The sequence below is a fragment of the Nocardia sp. X0981 genome (genome assembly GCF_977089955.1).
The window spans coordinates 3,205,554-3,221,013 of the sequence record NZ_OZ372435.1 but is presented as its reverse complement, the minus strand read 5'-3'; the positions used below and the strand labels follow the sequence as shown (position 1 = coordinate 3,221,013).

The 15,460-nt window shown below is 67.5% G+C and carries 16 protein-coding genes and 1 tRNA gene; 7 read left to right on the top strand and 10 right to left on the bottom strand.

Translation table 11 applies throughout. From position 1 onward, the window contains the following. The 4 genes from acpM to aceE form a co-directional block, all read right to left on the bottom strand. Entirely contained in the window at positions 1 to 303 is a 303-nt protein-coding gene (gene acpM, locus ACYR7D_RS14125) for a meromycolate extension acyl carrier protein AcpM (protein WP_459545041.1), read from the bottom strand. Between the two features lie 126 nt (positions 304 to 429). Then, positions 430 to 1,344: an ACP S-malonyltransferase gene (locus ACYR7D_RS14120; RefSeq protein ID WP_459545040.1), complete on the bottom strand. Its 915-nt coding sequence runs from the start codon at positions 1,342 to 1,344 to the stop codon at positions 430 to 432. A gap of 128 nt (positions 1,345 to 1,472) precedes the next feature. Beyond that, a complete protein-coding gene (locus tag ACYR7D_RS14115) occupies positions 1,473 to 2,807 on the bottom strand; it encodes a PucR family transcriptional regulator (protein ID WP_459545039.1) in 1,335 nt (444 codons plus the stop codon). A 10-nt stretch (positions 2,808 to 2,817) separates the two neighbouring features. Beyond that, complete coding sequence (aceE, locus tag ACYR7D_RS14110) at positions 2,818 to 5,628, bottom strand: pyruvate dehydrogenase (acetyl-transferring), homodimeric type (protein WP_459550153.1); 2,811 nt, start codon at positions 5,626 to 5,628, stop codon at positions 2,818 to 2,820. Between the two features lie 241 nt (positions 5,629 to 5,869). On the opposite strand from aceE, the gene ACYR7D_RS14105 reads away from it, so the two are divergent. From ACYR7D_RS14105 to ACYR7D_RS14075, 7 genes are all read left to right on the top strand, one after another. Then, a complete protein-coding gene (locus ACYR7D_RS14105; protein WP_459545038.1) occupies positions 5,870 to 6,424 on the top strand; it encodes a hypothetical protein in 555 nt (184 codons plus the stop codon). A 129-nt stretch (positions 6,425 to 6,553) separates the two neighbouring features. Beyond that, complete coding sequence (locus ACYR7D_RS14100; protein WP_459545037.1) at positions 6,554 to 6,976, top strand: DUF3052 domain-containing protein; 423 nt, start codon at positions 6,554 to 6,556, stop codon at positions 6,974 to 6,976. Positions 6,977 to 7,033: 57 nt separating this feature from the next. Continuing rightward, on the top strand, positions 7,034 to 7,498 hold the full coding sequence (locus ACYR7D_RS14095) for a peroxiredoxin (protein WP_459545036.1): 465 nt from the start codon (positions 7,034 to 7,036) through the stop codon (positions 7,496 to 7,498). Between the two features lie 31 nt (positions 7,499 to 7,529). Continuing rightward, positions 7,530 to 7,604 (top strand) — tRNA-Val (locus ACYR7D_RS14090). A gap of 198 nt (positions 7,605 to 7,802) precedes the next feature. Next, complete coding sequence (locus ACYR7D_RS14085) at positions 7,803 to 8,180, top strand: ArsR/SmtB family transcription factor (RefSeq protein WP_459545035.1); 378 nt, start codon at positions 7,803 to 7,805, stop codon at positions 8,178 to 8,180. Continuing rightward, positions 8,177 to 9,268, top strand: a complete 1,092-nt coding sequence (arsB, locus tag ACYR7D_RS14080; protein ID WP_459545034.1) for an ACR3 family arsenite efflux transporter — start codon at positions 8,177 to 8,179, stop codon at positions 9,266 to 9,268. Before ACYR7D_RS14085 ends, arsB begins: the two co-directional genes overlap by 4 nt. 13 nt (positions 9,269 to 9,281) lie before the next feature. Beyond that, on the top strand, positions 9,282 to 9,560 hold the full coding sequence (locus ACYR7D_RS14075) for an arsenate reductase/protein-tyrosine-phosphatase family protein (RefSeq protein WP_459545033.1): 279 nt from the start codon (positions 9,282 to 9,284) through the stop codon (positions 9,558 to 9,560). A 64-nt stretch (positions 9,561 to 9,624) separates the two neighbouring features. Here ACYR7D_RS14075 and ACYR7D_RS14070 read toward each other — a convergent pair whose 3' ends face one another. From ACYR7D_RS14070 to ACYR7D_RS14045, 6 genes are all read right to left on the bottom strand, one after another. Beyond that, positions 9,625 to 10,140: an ArsI/CadI family heavy metal resistance metalloenzyme gene (locus ACYR7D_RS14070; protein WP_459545032.1), complete on the bottom strand. Its 516-nt coding sequence runs from the start codon at positions 10,138 to 10,140 to the stop codon at positions 9,625 to 9,627. Positions 10,141 to 10,303: 163 nt separating this feature from the next. Next, positions 10,304 to 11,443, bottom strand: coding sequence for a GGDEF domain-containing protein (locus ACYR7D_RS14065; RefSeq protein ID WP_459545031.1), 1,140 nt, complete (start codon positions 11,441 to 11,443; stop codon positions 10,304 to 10,306). Positions 11,444 to 11,654: 211 nt separating this feature from the next. Then, positions 11,655 to 12,176, bottom strand: coding sequence for an MFS transporter (locus ACYR7D_RS14060; protein WP_459545030.1), 522 nt, complete (start codon positions 12,174 to 12,176; stop codon positions 11,655 to 11,657). Between the two features lie 419 nt (positions 12,177 to 12,595). Further along, positions 12,596 to 13,129: a DUF3145 domain-containing protein gene (locus tag ACYR7D_RS14055; RefSeq protein WP_459545029.1), complete on the bottom strand. Its 534-nt coding sequence runs from the start codon at positions 13,127 to 13,129 to the stop codon at positions 12,596 to 12,598. A gap of 95 nt (positions 13,130 to 13,224) precedes the next feature. Further along, on the bottom strand, positions 13,225 to 14,055 hold the full coding sequence (locus tag ACYR7D_RS14050) for a serine hydrolase domain-containing protein (protein WP_459545028.1): 831 nt from the start codon (positions 14,053 to 14,055) through the stop codon (positions 13,225 to 13,227). A gap of 192 nt (positions 14,056 to 14,247) precedes the next feature. Next, entirely contained in the window at positions 14,248 to 15,378 is a 1,131-nt protein-coding gene (locus tag ACYR7D_RS14045; protein ID WP_459545027.1) for an NDMA-dependent alcohol dehydrogenase, read from the bottom strand. Positions 15,379 to 15,460 lie beyond the last annotated feature (82 nt).

Below are 15,460 nucleotides of genomic sequence, written 5' to 3'. Positions count from 1 at the left end.
CTACTCGGCGTTGTCGAACTTGGCCTTGAGCTCGGCGGCCATCTCGGAGTTCTCGGCCTCGAGCTTCTGGACGTAGGCGACGGAATCGCCCACGGTCTTCAGGCTGGCGAGATCCTCGTCCGGGATCTTGACGCCGTACTTGTCCTCCATCTGCACCGCGATCTCGACCATCGACAGCGAGTCGATGTCCAGGTCATCGACGAAGGACTTCTCCAACGTCACCTCGGAGGGCTCGATACCGGTCACCTCTTCGATGATCTTGCCGAGTTCCTCGACGATTTGTTCCTGGGTCAGAGCGGCCACTTCGTGGCTCCCTTCTTGTTTCTCTGGGTAGGGCTCTACATATTTCTTCGGGCCGAGACGGCGAACGGTTACGCCGCTCGGTGCCGAGCTTTCCCGGTGACCCGGGAAAACACGGCCGCAGGCAAGCTAGCCCGAGCTCGTGAGCTCGGTCAGCGCGGGGATGTCCCCCGGGGTCTTCAGCGCCAGGTTCGGAGTGCCCTTGAGCTCCCTTTTGGCGATGCCGACGAGGGTTCCCGCCGGTGGCAGTTCCGCCACCGCCGAAACGCCGGCCTGCCGGACGGTTTCGGTGCACAGGTCCCACCGGACGGGCCGGGTGACCTGCGCGGCGAGCTTAGCCACCGCGTCCGCGCCGGACGCGACCGGCCGGCCGTCGGCGTTCGACAACAAGGTACGGGTGGGTTCGTGGGGGGTGATCTCGGCGATCGCCGCCGCCACCGCTTCCTGGGCCGGAGCCATGAACTCGGTGTGGAAAGCGCCCGCTACCGGCAAGGCACGGACCCGCGCCTTCTCCGGCGGGGTCGCCGCCAGCTCGGCCAGCGCGTCCAACCGGCCCGCCGCCACGATCTGCCCGGTGGCGTTGCGGTTGGCCGGGATCAGACCCAGCTCGTCGAGCCGGGCCAGCACGGTGGCTTCGTCGCCACCGAGCACCGCGGACATACCGGTCGGCTCCAGCGCGCACGCCTTCGCCATCTCGGATCCGCGAATAGCGGCCAGCGTCACCGCCTGATCGGCCGAGATGACCCCGGCGATCGCGGCGGCGGCCAGTTCACCCACCGAGTGGCCGGCCACCACGGTATCGGCCGGTACCCGCGAATCACCGATCTCGGCGTAAGCGAGCAGCGCGGCAGCGACCACGAGCGGCTGGGTCACGGCGGTGTCGGTGATCTCTTCAGCGGTCGCCTCGGTTCCGAGCCGGATCAGATCCAGACCGGATTCCTTGGACCACAGTGCGAGGCGGTCACGAGCGCCGGGCAGGTCGAGCCAAGGCGCGAGCATGCCGGGTGTCTGAGAGCCCTGTCCAGGGGCGAACAACGCGATCACGTACCTAAGAAAACACTGTGAGACCGCTCTCGCGAGATGTCGACGTGAATGAAGCTTGCGGATTGCTTTTGTATGGTCCCCACAAAAGCCCGCGTGGGGTGTCCGGATCGCCCGAATCGCCCCGCGCGTTACGGCCCCTCGTTGTCCATCGGGACAAAAGCGTCCTCTGGTACGGATGTTGATGATTCGTTACGAGTTCGTGTCAAACGACCCACCGTGGCGGCGATGCGTAGCACATAGGCGTCCCGCGGATTGAGCGGATCGCGACCGGTGACTTCCCCGATACGCTTCAGGCGATAACGCACAGTATTTGGATGAACGTACAGTTGCCGAGCACACATCTCGACCGCACCGCCGCATTCCAGGTAGGCATCCAGGGTGTCCGCCAGGGCGGAACCGGCAGAAGCCAACGGTAGGACAAGGTACTCGACAAGTGCGTCCACCGCAGCACGATCGCCGAGCAGCGCTCGTTCCGGCAGCAATTCCATCGCGTGCACCGGACGCGGCGCGTCCCGCCAGCCGATAACGGCCTCCATACCCGCCAAGGCCTCGAGCGCACTGCTGTGGGCAGCGCCGAGGGTCCGGGTGGTCGGCCCGATCACCACCGGGCCGTCCGAGAACGCCTCGGTGAGCAGGTCGGACATGAAAGGTGAGGTATGCGGCGCGTCACCGAGATGGCCGCTCACCACCATCACCAGCCGCGAACCCTGCACCACGGCCAGCGCCGCACGCCCGTGCCGGGCCGCGATGGTGTGCACGGCCCCGACCACCGAGACGCCCTGATCCCGCGGCGGGGTACCCACCAGCACCGTGGCAGGCGCGGTGGCATCCCAGTTCAGCGTGGCCGCCCGCGAGAGCATGTCGGGCCCGGTATCGCCGCGCACCACCGCGTCCACCACCAGCGCCTCCAACCGGGTATCCCAGGCGCCGCGGGATTCCGCGGCGCTGGCGTACACCGAGGCGGCCGCGAAACCGAGCTCCCGCCCGTATCGCAGTACCGCCTCGGTGAGCGCCACCAGCTGGCGGTCGTTACGCGCCAGGGCGGGCAGCCACTGTTCGAAGAACTCCATGGCCACCCGCACCATGTCCACGGTCTGGCGCAGCGTCAGCCGCCGCGCCAGATCCTGTGGGATCACCTGGAAGGCATCCAGGCTGAACCGGATATCGCTGTCCGGGTCCTGGAGCCACTCCAGGAAGTTCACCACCGCGGTCTGCACCAGCATCTGGACCCCGGCGCGCTGCGCGGCGTCCAGATCGGCGAAGAACGGCAACCGGTCCTGCATGGACCCCACGGCTTCGGTGGACAGCCGTCCGGAGAACTGCTTCACCCGTTTGAGCAGCGTATCCGGCAAGGGGTCGCGGTTCTGCCGGTTCGGCGACAGCGCACCGGTCGGCAGATACACCTCGTGTTCGGACGAACCCTCGGTGACCCGGCGGGGACGCGGTGGTCGGCGTTCGATCATCGACCCGTCGTCACTCCGCGTCTCCGGCGCCGCCGGCGGTGAACTCCGGCGCCGCCGTCACATCGTCGATCCGGTACCGCGCGGCCGCCTCGGCCGCCTTCGCCGGGTCGATCCGGCCCATCCGGCCCAGCCCGGCCAGCGCGGCGACCACGATGGATTCCGCGTCGACGTTGAACACCCGGCGGGCGGCCGGACGGGTATCGGAGAAACCGAACCCGTCGGTGCCCAGGGTGGTGAAATCGCCGGGAACCCACTTGCGGATCTGATCGGGTACCGCGCGCATCCAGTCCGAGGCGGCCACGAACGGCCCCTCGGCGCCGGACAGCGCCCGGGTCACGTAGGGCTGCCCCGGATCCTCACCCGGGTGGTGCAGCGCCTCGATCTCCAGTTCGAGCGCCTCCCGGCGCAGCTGGCCCCAGGACGTCACCGACCAGACATCGGCGGCCACACCCCAGTGCTCGGCCAGCAGCTGCTGGGCCCGCAGGCCGTCGGGCACGGTGACCCCGGAGACCAGGATCTGCGCCCGCGCCTTCCCCTCCCCGCCCTTGCTGTACAGGTACAGGCCCCGCAGCAGTCCGTCCACGTCCAGCCCCTCGGGCTCGGCGGGCTGCTGATAGGGCTCGTTGTACAGGGTGAGGTAGTAGAAGATGTTCTCTCCACCGAAGCCGTCCACCCCGGGTGTGCCGCCGTACATCCGGCGCAACCCGTCGCGCACGATATGGGCGATCTCGAACGAGAACGCCGGATCGTAGGAGACCACCGCCGGGTTGGTCGCCGCCAGCAGCAGCGAATGCCCGTCGTTGTGCTGCAGCCCCTCACCGGTGAGCGTGGTACGCCCGGCCGTCGCGCCGAGAACGAAACCGCGGGCCAGCTGATCGGCCGCGGCCCACAGGCCGTCGCCGGTGCGCTGGAACCCGAACATCGAATAGAAGATGTAGAGCGGGATCATCGGCTCACCGTGGGTGGCGTAGGAGGTGCCGACCGCGGTGAACGAGGCGGTGGATCCGGCCTCGTTGATGCCCTCGTGCAGGATCTGCCCGACCGTGCTCTCCTTGTAGGCGAGCATCAGCTCCGCGTCGACCGAGGTGTAGAGCTGGCCGTTGCGGTTGTAGATCTTCAGCGAGGGGAACCAGGAGTCCATACCGAAGGTGCGGGCCTCGTCCGGGATGATCGGCACGATGCGCTTGCCGATCTCCGGGTCGCGCAGCAGTTCCTTCATCAAACGGACCAGTGCCATGGTGGTGGCCACGTTCTGCTTGCCCGAACCCTTGCGCACCGATTTGTACGCCTCGTCGCCGGGCAGCTTCAGCGGCTTCGGAGCAGTCCGCCGCTCCGGCAGGAACCCGCCGAGGGCCTTGCGGCGGTCCAGCATGTACTGGATCTCCTTGGTTTCCGCGCCCGGGTGGTAGTACGGGGGCAGATACGGGTCCTTCTCCAGCTCGGCATCGCTGATCGGGATCCGCTGCAGATCGCGGAAATCCTTGAGGTCCTGCAGCGTCAGCTTCTTCATCTGGTGCGTGGCATTGCGGCCCTCGAAATGCTTGCCGAGGGTGTAGCCCTTGATGGTCTTGGCCAGGATCACCGTCGGCTGGCCCTTGTGCGCCAGCGCCGCCGCGTACGCGGCATACACCTTGCGGTAGTCGTGCCCACCGCGTTTGAGGTTCCAGATCTCCTGGTCGGACAGATCCTGGACCAGCGCCTTGGTGCGCGGATCGCGGCCGAAGAAGTGGTCGCGGACGTACGCGCCGTCGTTGGCCTTGTAGGTCTGGTAGTCACCGTCGGGCGTGGTGTTCATGAGGTTCACCAGCGCGCCGTCGCGGTCGGCGCCCAGCAGCGCGTCCCATTCGCGGCCCCAGATCACCTTGATGACGTTCCAGCCGGCGCCGCGGAAGAACGACTCCAGCTCCTGGATGATCTTGCCGTTACCGCGGACCGGGCCGTCGAGGCGCTGCAGGTTGCAGTTCACCACGAAGGTCAGGTTGTCCAGGCCCTCCATCGCGGCCACATGGGCCAGGCCACGCGATTCCGGCTCGTCCATCTCGCCGTCACCGAGGAACGCCCACACATGCTGATCGGAGGTGTCCTTGATGCCGCGGTCGTGCAGGTAGTGGTTGAACCGCGCCTGGTAGATGGCGTTCATCGGGCCCAGCCCCATGGACACCGTCGGGAACTCCCAGAAATCGCTCAGCAACCGCGGATGCGGATACGAGGGCAGACCCTTGCCGAGCCCGCCGTGGCTGTACTCCTGGCGGAATCCGTCGAGCTGATCGGTGGACAACCGGCCTTCGAGGAAGGCGCGGGCGTAGATACCGGGCGAGGCGTGACCCTGGATGAAGATGGAATCGCCGCCGCCGGGATGGTCCTTACCGCGGAAGAAATGATTGAACCCGACCTCGTACAGCGCCGCCGACGACGCGTAGGTCGAGATATGGCCACCGACCGAGATACCCGGGCGTTGCGCCCGGTGCACCATGATGGCCGCGTTCCAGCGGATCCAGGCGCGGTAACGGCGCTCGGTTTCCTCGTCGCCGGGGAACCAGGGCTCGTTCTCGGTCGGAATGGTGTTGACATAGTCCGTGGACGTCAGCGAAGGAATCGAGACATGACGCTCACCGGCTCGTTCGAGCAGGCGCAACATCAGGTAGCGGGCCCGGCCCGGACCTTCGCGCTCGAGCATCTCGTCGAAGGATTCGAGCCATTCACTGGTCTCTTCCGGATCTATGTCCGGTAGGTAAGAGGCCACTCCTTCACGAATCACACGGACTCGGCCACCGGCGGGCGCGCCGTTGGCGTCGCGAGGGGTGGCAGCGGAACCCGGCACAGCGGATTCCGCCGGGGCGCCAGAGTGGATCAGATCGGTCAAAACTGCTCCTCGTACAGGGGGTGGTCGAGCTGATGGCTGCGGTGACCCCGAGTGGCCCGCTGGTGTGCGGATCACTCGTGACGACTTGTCCGGGCGCGCCGGCGTGCTCGTGGCGCGTCCCACATCATCATGTCAGCCGCCGATCCAGTACCGTTCGACAGGCAGGTCTCACCGCAGCTACCGAGGAGTCGGGAGGACGATGGAAGGGCTGGACCCGCGCCGATTCGGCCTGGTGTGCGCCGCGGCGGCACTGGTCACCGGTGCGACCGTGGCGGGATGCGCGCAGCAGATCGAAGGGATCGCGACGCCGAACGCCGCCGAAGCGACCGCCTACCGCAGCTTCGCCTCCTCCTCGTCCGCCGCCGCCACGTCCTCCCGGATCGCCGCCGCCCGGGACAAGGCCGTCACCGACAACTGCGCGCTCTTCCCGGGAGTCACCGGCGTCGGCGTGACGAAGTACAACGAATTCGTCGACGCGCACGACAGCAACGCCCCCGACTACGACGCCAGACGCGATGCCGCCGTCACCGCGCTCGACGATGCCGCCAACCAGGTGGAGGGTGGGGTGAACACCGCCGGCGCCGATCTGCCCGAGGATTTCCGGACGAAGTTCACCGAGTACGTCGCGGCGGCCCGCGCGCTGTCCCAGGCGACCCGGGAGATGACCTACACCTCCCCCGTAGGTCCGCTCAACGACGCCAGCCGCCGCGTCAACGAGGCGCGCAGCGCGGTTCGCGATGCCTGCCCCGGATAATCCGGAAGGCTCGTCACCAGGCATTTGTCACGACATCAGAAATTCCATCCACCCGATCGGCTTGCGTTAGGGCCGATAACCATGTTCGCTTGCAGGTATCTGTAGTCGGGAGTTGAGGAGGACACCACCGTGGTCGCCGCGGCGGACGCGCAGAATTTCGCAGAGAAGCTTGGCATCACCCACGGCATGGTTGTCCAGGAGCTGGGCTGGGACGAGGACACCAACGACGACCTCCGGGCCGATGTCGAGGAGACCTGCGGCAGTGAACTGCTGGACGAGGACTCCGACGAGGTCATCGATGTCGTACTGCTGTGGTGGCGGGACGGCGACGGCGACCTGGTCGACGAGCTGATGGAGGCCATCGGGCCACTCGCCGACGACGGTTTCATCTGGGTACTCACCCCGAAAACCGGCAACGCGGGCCACGTCGATCCCAGTGAGATCGCCGAGGCGGCGCCGACGGCGGGCCTCACCCAGACCTCGGCCATCAAACTCGGCGAATGGTCGGCCAGCCGGCTGGTACAGCCGAAAGCCCCCACGAAGCAGCGCTGAGCCGCTCCTTGCCGTGCGCGCCCCCGCGGCGCGCGGTCCGAGATTTGGAGGTCCACCATGCCCCTCGAGGTCGGCGCACAGGCGCCGGAGTTCACCCTCAAGGACCAGAACAACCAGGAGGTCTCGCTGGCGGATTACCGCGGCGAGAAGAACGTCCTGATCGTGTTCTATCCACTCGCTTTCACCGGTATCTGCCAGGGTGAGCTGTGCAAGGTGCGCGACGAACTGCCGCGTTTCCAGAACGACAACACCGAGATCCTCGCGATCTCCGTCGGCCCCCCGCCCACCCACAAGATCTGGGCGGCCGAACAGGGCTACACCTTCCCGTTGCTGTCGGATTTCTGGCCGCACGGCGCGGTGGCCCAGGCCTACGGCGTCTTCAACGACACCACCGGCTTCGCCAACCGTGGCACCTTCGTGGTGGACCGGGAAGGAATCGTCCGTTTCGCGGAGATGAACGGCCCCGGAGAGCCCCGTGACCAGGCGGCTTGGGAGAAAGCGCTCGCCGCGCTAGATTCATAAGCCGTTGCCCCCGGATTCGCTCCGGGGATCCGGGCGTATAGCTCAGTGGTAGAGCTCTGGTTTTACACACCAGCGGTCGGCGGTTCGAACCCGTCTGCGCCCACCAGGACACCGTTCTACGGCGTCACGAATCAGAGCACCCATCCGCCTTTCGTGGCTTTCATGAGACGGGAAGATGCTGTTTCCCGACGATCGCAGCCTCGCCTGCCCCGTAGGCGCACCTGAACCTCGGCGCTCGACGGCAAGCACGCCGCACTCGGCTGCGACCCTTGCCCACGACATGGACAGTCATCAATATAGATCCATGTCTAATCCGAAAGCGCCGATCGTCCCCTCGGATACCTGCGGCCCCGCTCCACGGGTGCGTGAACCGCTGACAGCGGACACGGCGGCGGAGTTGGCGGTGGTGTTCAAGGCGCTGTCGGACCCGATCCGGCTACGGCTGCTCAGTTCCATCGCGGCGCGGGCCGGACAGGAAGCCTGCGTATGTGATCTGTCCGAGGGCATCGACCTCACCCAGCCGACGATCTCCCATCACCTGAAAGTGCTGCGCGGAGCCGGGCTGCTCACCAGTGAACGGCGCGCCTCATGGGTGTACTACCGGGTGGTGCCCGAGGCGTTGGCCCGGATCTCGCGGGCACTACTGGCCGAAAGCGGCGCGGCCACCGCGGTGAACGCATGACCACCACCGACACCGCAGCGCGGGATGTGGCGGGCGAACTGTCGATATTGGACCGGTTCCTGCCGGTGTGGATCGGTATCGCCATGGCCGCAGGCCTGCTGCTGGGCCGGCTCATCCCCGGACTCGGTGCCGCCCTGGCGGCGGTGGAGGTCGACGGGATCTCGCTGCCGATCGCGATCGGTCTGCTGATCATGATGTATCCGGTGTCGGCGAAGGTCCGCTACGACCGCCTCGGCACCGTCACCGGCGACCGCCGCCTGCTCGCCGGGTCACTGGCACTGAACTGGCTGCTCGGCCCCGCACTCATGTTCGTACTGGCCTGGCTACTGCTCCCGGACCTGCCCGAGTACCGGACCGGGTTGATCATCGTCGGCCTGGCCCGCTGCATCGCCATGGTCATCATCTGGAACGACCTCGCCTGCGGAGACCGCGAAGCCGCCGCCGTACTGGTCGCGATCAACTCGGTCTTCCAGGTCGTCATGTTCGCCGTGCTGGGCTGGTTCTACCTCTCGGTGCTGCCCGGATGGCTGGGGCTGGAGCAGACCACGATCGAGGCATCGCCGTGGGAGATCGCGAAATCGGTTCTGCTCTTCCTCGGAATCCCGTTGCTCGCCGGCTATCTGACCCGCCGGTCCGGAGAACGCGTGAAGGGCCGCGACTGGTACGAGACCGCACTGCTTCCGCGGATCGGGCCGTGGGCGCTGTACGGGCTGCTGTTCACCGTTGTCGTGCTGTTCGCGCTGCAGGGCGAGCGCATCACCTCCCAACCCCTCGCCGTGGCGCGGATCGCGGTGCCACTGCTCGCGTACTTCGCGATCATGTGGGGCGGCGGCCAACTCCTCGGCGCGGCCCTGGGGCTCGGGTACGAGCGGACGACGACATTGGCGTTCACCGCGGCGGGCAACAACTTCGAACTCGCCATCGCCGTGGCGATCGCCACCTACGGCGCCACCTCCGGACAAGCCCTCGCCGGTGTCGTCGGCCCGTTGATCGAGGTTCCGGTCCTGATCGCCCTCGTCTATGCCTCCCTCGCCTTACGGGACCGGTTCCGCACCACGCCCCCTGGATCCACTACGCGCTCCGCCTGAAAGGCCGCACGCTGTGACTCGCCTGCCGAGTGTGTTGTTCGTCTGCGTCCACAATGCCGGCCGCTCCCGGATGGCCGCCGGTTTCCTCGCCCACCTCGCCGGTGGGTCGATCGAGGTCCGCTCCGCCGGCAGCGCGCCCACGGACGCGATCAACCCGGTCGCGGTGAAGGCGATGGCCGAGGTCGGCATCGATATCACCGCCGAGTTCCCCAAGGTCCTGACCGCCGTGCGCCCGATCCGCGACGAAATTCGCATCCGCGTCGAAGCGCTGATCACCGAACTCGCCCCCTGAGCACATCCGTGAACGGCCGGGGTCCAGCGGATCTCGCCGGACCCCGGCCATCACTGCGTGCCCCTCAACCAGCCGTGGCGGCCGGCGCGCAACACGCCACCGCCGGCCCCGAACCGGCCTCACCCTCCGTAGTGGAGGTTTCGGCGGTGCCGCAGCACGCTTGCACCGCCTCCCCATCGTCCTTCCCGGCGAACCGCGGCTCGGTGCCGAAGTGCTCGGTATCGGCCAGGACCGTGTAGACCTCCCACCGCTCCTGATCCGGGCCGGTCACCCACACCTTGTCCTGGGTGGCGAAACAACAGGTCGTCGCGGCCTGTTCCTCGGTGAACAGACCGGCCTCCGACAGGCGCGCGATTTCGGCGCGCACCTGCTCCGGGGACTCCACCTCCACCCCGAGATGGTTGATACCGCCGCCCCGCCCGGGGTTCTCGATCAGAACCAGTTTCAACGGCGGATTCTCCACCGCGAAGTTCGCGTATCCGGGCTTCACCTTCGCCGGTCCGGTGCCGAACAGGGTCGAGTAGAACCCGATCGCCCGCTCCAGATCGTCGACGTCGAGTGCGAGCTGAACACGTGACATCCTCACCACCACCTGTGTGACATATATCGAATAGCTGACAGTCGCTAGTCTGCCACCTTTTCGACATAAGTCAATACCGTAAAAATGATCGGTCCCACCCTCGAAGCGCGCTGATTCCGGCCGGCGCCGGGCAGTCGGCGAGCGGCCCGATATCGCGAACGCGCTATCCGGGTATCGGGTGGGCGTGATCCCCAGGCGGGGTGAGGTCGTCGACCACCACACGGTTCCCGCCGGACCGCTTGGCGCGGTACATGGCGGCATCGGCGGATTGCAACAGCCGGTCGGGGGCCGGGCGCGGACACCAGGGACAGTTCGTCGTATCGAAAACCGCGACACCGACACTGGCGGTGACCTCCACCGCGGTCTCCGGCGGTGCGGCCACCGCGCGACGCAGACGTTCGGCTTCGGCGCGCGCCGCCGCGGCGGCGATCGGCGCGGCCACGACGAACTCCTCCCCGCCCGTCCGAGCCACCACCGCCGCCTCCATGGCCGCACCGCGTAAGCGCCGGGCGGTCCGCACCAGGACGGTATCGCCGACGCGGTGACCCCAGGTGTCGTTGACACTTTTGAACCGATCGAGATCGAAGGCCATGACACAGATCGCGGGATGCCGCTCCACCAGCGACGGCAGCCGGGTCTGCAGGCCTCGGCGGTTCAGTAGTTCGGTCAGCGGATCCGACAGAGATTCGGTGCGCAGCAGCCAGTAGAGGATCTGCAACGCGGGTAGCGCGCTGACCACCGAGACGAACAGCAGCAGCGCGACCGCCACTGCCGAGCGGATATCCCCGCCGCCGGTGACGATCCGCGCCGACAGCACGATCACCGACAGCAGTGACCACGCGGAATGCGCGGCCAGGGCCCGCGCGCTGTGGAAGAAACCCAGGTAGCTGCCGGTGACCACGAGCAGCACCGCACCCATCGCGCCGAACAGACGATCCGGTACCCGCAGGAACTCCACCGTGAACAGCACATCGGCGCAGCCGATCAGCACCAGCGATTCGGTTTTGTTCGGCCAGGGCAGCAACCACCAGCGCAGCGCCCACAGCGTTCCGGCCAGCACCCCGACCGTCGAAGCGAGACCGGGATCGCCGGGCGGTCCCACCGGAGTGCCCGCGATCACCGCGCCCATCGCCGCCATCGCCGCGCCCGCGACGCCGATCAGCACCTTCAGTGGCCCCAGCGCCGATCGGGCCGCCAGGGTGCGCACCAGCCAGCCGTAGTCGACCGGATCGTTCCACCAGGCCCGCAGCGTCTTGCCGTCGTTCATCGGCCCACCCTTGGTCCCGACCGCGTTGACCACCATCGCTCACACCGGGTGCGAGGATTCCAGAAGTCTCCAGCTCGTCCGGAGCAGTCTAAAACGGACGTATTCATACCCGGCAACCGAGTATGTGTCCCAGCTCACGACCTTCGGGTCGGACGGATCCGCCCGACCCGGCGAACAGCCTCGGGGCCACCCGGCGTGAGCCGGATGAGCCCGGCGGATCGACCGCGTTCCGCGGCGCTGCGCGCCCTTACGCGTTCACATAGCGGCCCTCCTGCCGCACGACCGGTTCGGGCTCGCGACCACGACGCAGGTACGGGGAGCGCAGGGCCGGCAGGATCGCCGCGACCGCCAGTACGGCCAGTACGATCCCGAGGACCAGGGGCGCCCGGAGGCCGTGCGCGGGGATCAGGGCGGCGCCGGGGGCCGAGCCGAGAATCACCCCGAACGTGATGAACGACGTGTGCACCGTGTTCACCAGGACCCCGGTACCGCCCGCGCGTTGCACCCGCACGGCCATGGCCGAGTTCATCGTCACGCCCACGAGACCGATGCCCAGCATGAACAGCACCGCGGCCGGCTGATAGGTGACGCAGACCGCGAAGCCGGTGAGGAACACGATATTGAGTGAGGTGCCGATCAGGAGCGTCGCGACGGTGTGACGGTCCGCGAAACGGCCCACGAGGAAATTACCCACCACCGTGGCGGCACCGTAGGCCAGAAGCAACACGGGCACGCCGCCTTCGGCGAAACCACCGAGCTGGGTGAGCACCGGGGCGAGGAAGCCGAAAACGGAGAAGGTCGCACCGTGCTGGAGGCGAGTGCGAGCAGCAACTGGGGGCGACGGAAGGCGCGTAGTTCGGCGGCCGCCGCGGCCGGGGCTTCGCCTTCGGCCGGCCGGCCCGGATCACGGACGAAGACCAGGGTGAGCGCCGCGACGAGCAGCGGCCCACCGAGCGCCATGGCCGCGGCGAAAACCGTGACGAGGTAACCGATCTGCGCGATTCCGGTATCGAGGCTCTCGGCGAGTTGCGGCATCAGGCCGGCGACCGCGAATTCGCTCGTCACCATGGCGAAGATGCCCGCGGCGAGTACGTAGACCGCGGCGGGAACCGCAGCGGCACCACCGGCGCGAGCCGCCCCGCGCCCGGGTCGGCCCCCTCGCCCGAGTCCGACCAGCCGGACCGGGCATCAACCCACATCCCGGCGCAACCAGGTGACCTCGGCGCCCTCGCTGCCGGTACGGTAGAGCTCCAGATCCTCGTCCCAGGCCGTGCCGAGCGCCCGATCGATCTCCGCGGCCAGATCGTAGGCGGAATGGCGGCTCAGTTCCCGCGCGGCCTGCAGCATCGCCCGCAACCGCATCTCGCCCAGCGTCACATCACCGTTGGCACTGGTGGAACCGTGCCACAGACCCAGCGACGGGACGAAGCTGTAGCGTTCGCCGTCGACACCTTCGCTGGGATCCTCGGTGACCTCGAAACGCAGCATCGGCCACGACCGCAGCGACTGCGCGATACGTGCGGCGGTACCGGCCGGGCCCACCCATTCGGTGGCCGCCCGGAGCCGGCCGGGCGCCGCGGGCTGGGCGGTCCAGCGCAGGGCGGTGGGGGCGCCGACGGCGGCCGCCAGAGCCCATTCGATATGTGGGCACAGCGCAGTGGGTGACGAGTGTATGTACACCACACCCGCCGACGCCTCCACATATCGAGTCGATGCGCGCACTACGTACACCTCCGGTTTCGACGATGCTCGTCTTCCCCAACGGTCCGTCGACAAGGTGTGGCCCGAGTGTACGTGAGTGCTCCGTGTTACACGTGTTACTTTCCGGCCGTGTTGCGCGCGGGTGTGGTCTCCTCGAGCACCGAATCGCTGAACGGAGGCCATACTTCGCGCGACCAATCGCCGAAGTTCTCATCGCTCAACGCCACACAGGCCAGGTCGTGCCGCGGGTCGACCCACAGGAAAGTTCCGGATTGTCCGAAATGACCGTAGGTGGCCGGGGAGTTGGCCGAACCGGTCCAGTGCGGCGATTTCCCGTCGCGGATCTCGAAACCCAGCCCCCAGTCGTTCGGGCGCTGGGAACCGAACCCGGGCAGGACCCCATTGGCACCCGGAAACTGGACGGTGGTTGCGGCGGTATGCGTCTGCGCCGAAACCAGCCGCGGCTCGAGGAGTTCGGCGGCGAAGCGCAGCAGGTCCGTCAGCGTGGCGTGGGCGCCGTGCCCGGCCGAGCCGGTCAGGGTCGTATCCGCCATACCCAGCGGCTCGAGTACGGCCTCGCGCAGATAGTCGGCGAACGGGATACCGGTGTGCTCACCGACGAAATCCGCCAGGAGTTCGAAACCCGCGCTCGAATAGATCCGCTTGGCGCCGGGTTTCGCGAGGATATCGGTGGTATCGAAGGCCACCCCGGAGGTATGGGCCAGCAGATGCCGGACCGTCGAGCCGGGCGGCCCGGCGGGCTGATCGAGTTCGATCGCCCCCTCCTCCACCGCGATCAGTACCGCGTAGGCGACCAGGGGCTTGGTGACCGAAGCGAGACGGAAGACCCGGTCGGCCTCCCCCGCGGTCCATCGGCCCTCCCGGGTGACCACACCCGCCGCCGCGTGCCGGACCGGCCATTCCTTGATCTGCTCGAGTGCGCGCACCCTCCGAGGTTACGAGACGAGGCCGGGCCCCGGGGCATCCCCCCGCGCAATTGTCAGGTGACGGTTCGCGGGGCCGCCGGCTCCGGCCACCGGTTCCCGGGCCCCCGAGCGGACTCGCCCCCGATGCGGCGCGGGCGGGTGTCCGGCTTCCGCCGGTCCACCCGCCCGAGGCGACCCGCCGGGAGGGCGGAATCAGCGATCCGCGTCGGTGTACTTGATGATGCCGCGGATGTTCTTGCCGTCCAGCATGTCCTGGTAACCCTGGTTCACGTCCTCCAGGGAGTAGCTGCGCGTGACCATATCGTCCAGATTCAGCTGCCCCGCCTTGTACATGGAGAGCAGGCGCGGAATGTCCTGGCGGGCGTTGCCGCCGCCGAAGATGCAGCCCTTGACCGTCTTCTGCAGCATGCACAGCAGGAAGTTGTTCATCTTCACGTCGAAGGCGTCCATCCGGCCCATCGAGGTGACGACCAGGGTTCCGGCCTTGGCGGTGAGGATCAGGCCTTCTTCGATGTACTCGCCCTGCATCTCACCCATGGTGAGGATGACCTTATCGGCCATTCGGCCCTCGGTGGCCTCCATCAGCGGACCGATCGCCTCGGCCATGCTGGCGTAGGTGTGGGTGGCACCGAATTTCTTGGCCTGTTCGAGTTTCCACGGGTTCGGATCGATGGCGACGACCTTCTGCGCCCCGGACAACACCGCACCCTGCAGCGCGCTCATCCCGACACCACCGATACCGACGATGGCCGCCGTATCCCCGGGCATCACATTGGCGACATGGGTGGAGGAACCGAAACCGGTGGGCACCCCGCAGCCGACCAGGCAGGCCACCTCGAACGGAATCTCGGGGTCGATCTTGACCACCGAGGTGTGGTGCACCGTCATATACGGCGAGAAGGTCCCGAGCAGGCACATCGGGATGACGTCCTTGCCGCGGGCCTGGATGCGGTAGCTGCCGTCACTGATGGACTGCCCGGAGAGCAGGCCCATACCGAGATCGCACAGAGCCATATGCCCGGCCACGCACGCCGGACAGCGACCGCAGGCGGGGATGAACGACAGCACCACGTGATCACCGACGGCGAGGTCGGGCGGTGTGCCGGGCCCCAGTTTGGTGATGACGCCCGCGCCCTCGTGGCCGCCCATGGCCGGGAACGACGGCATCGGGGTGGCACCGGTGACCATGTGGTGGTCGGAATGGCACATCCCGGCGGTTTCCAGCTGGATCTGCACCTCACCGGCGCGGGGGTCGCCGAGTTCGATTTCCTCCACGGACCACGGCTCGTCGATCCCCCACAGGATCGCGCCCTTCGTCTTCATTCGTGTCCGACCTCTCGCATGCGCGGGCTTTCATGTGACAGCCTCCACACTACGACACCAACTGGAACACGTTCTAGTGGTT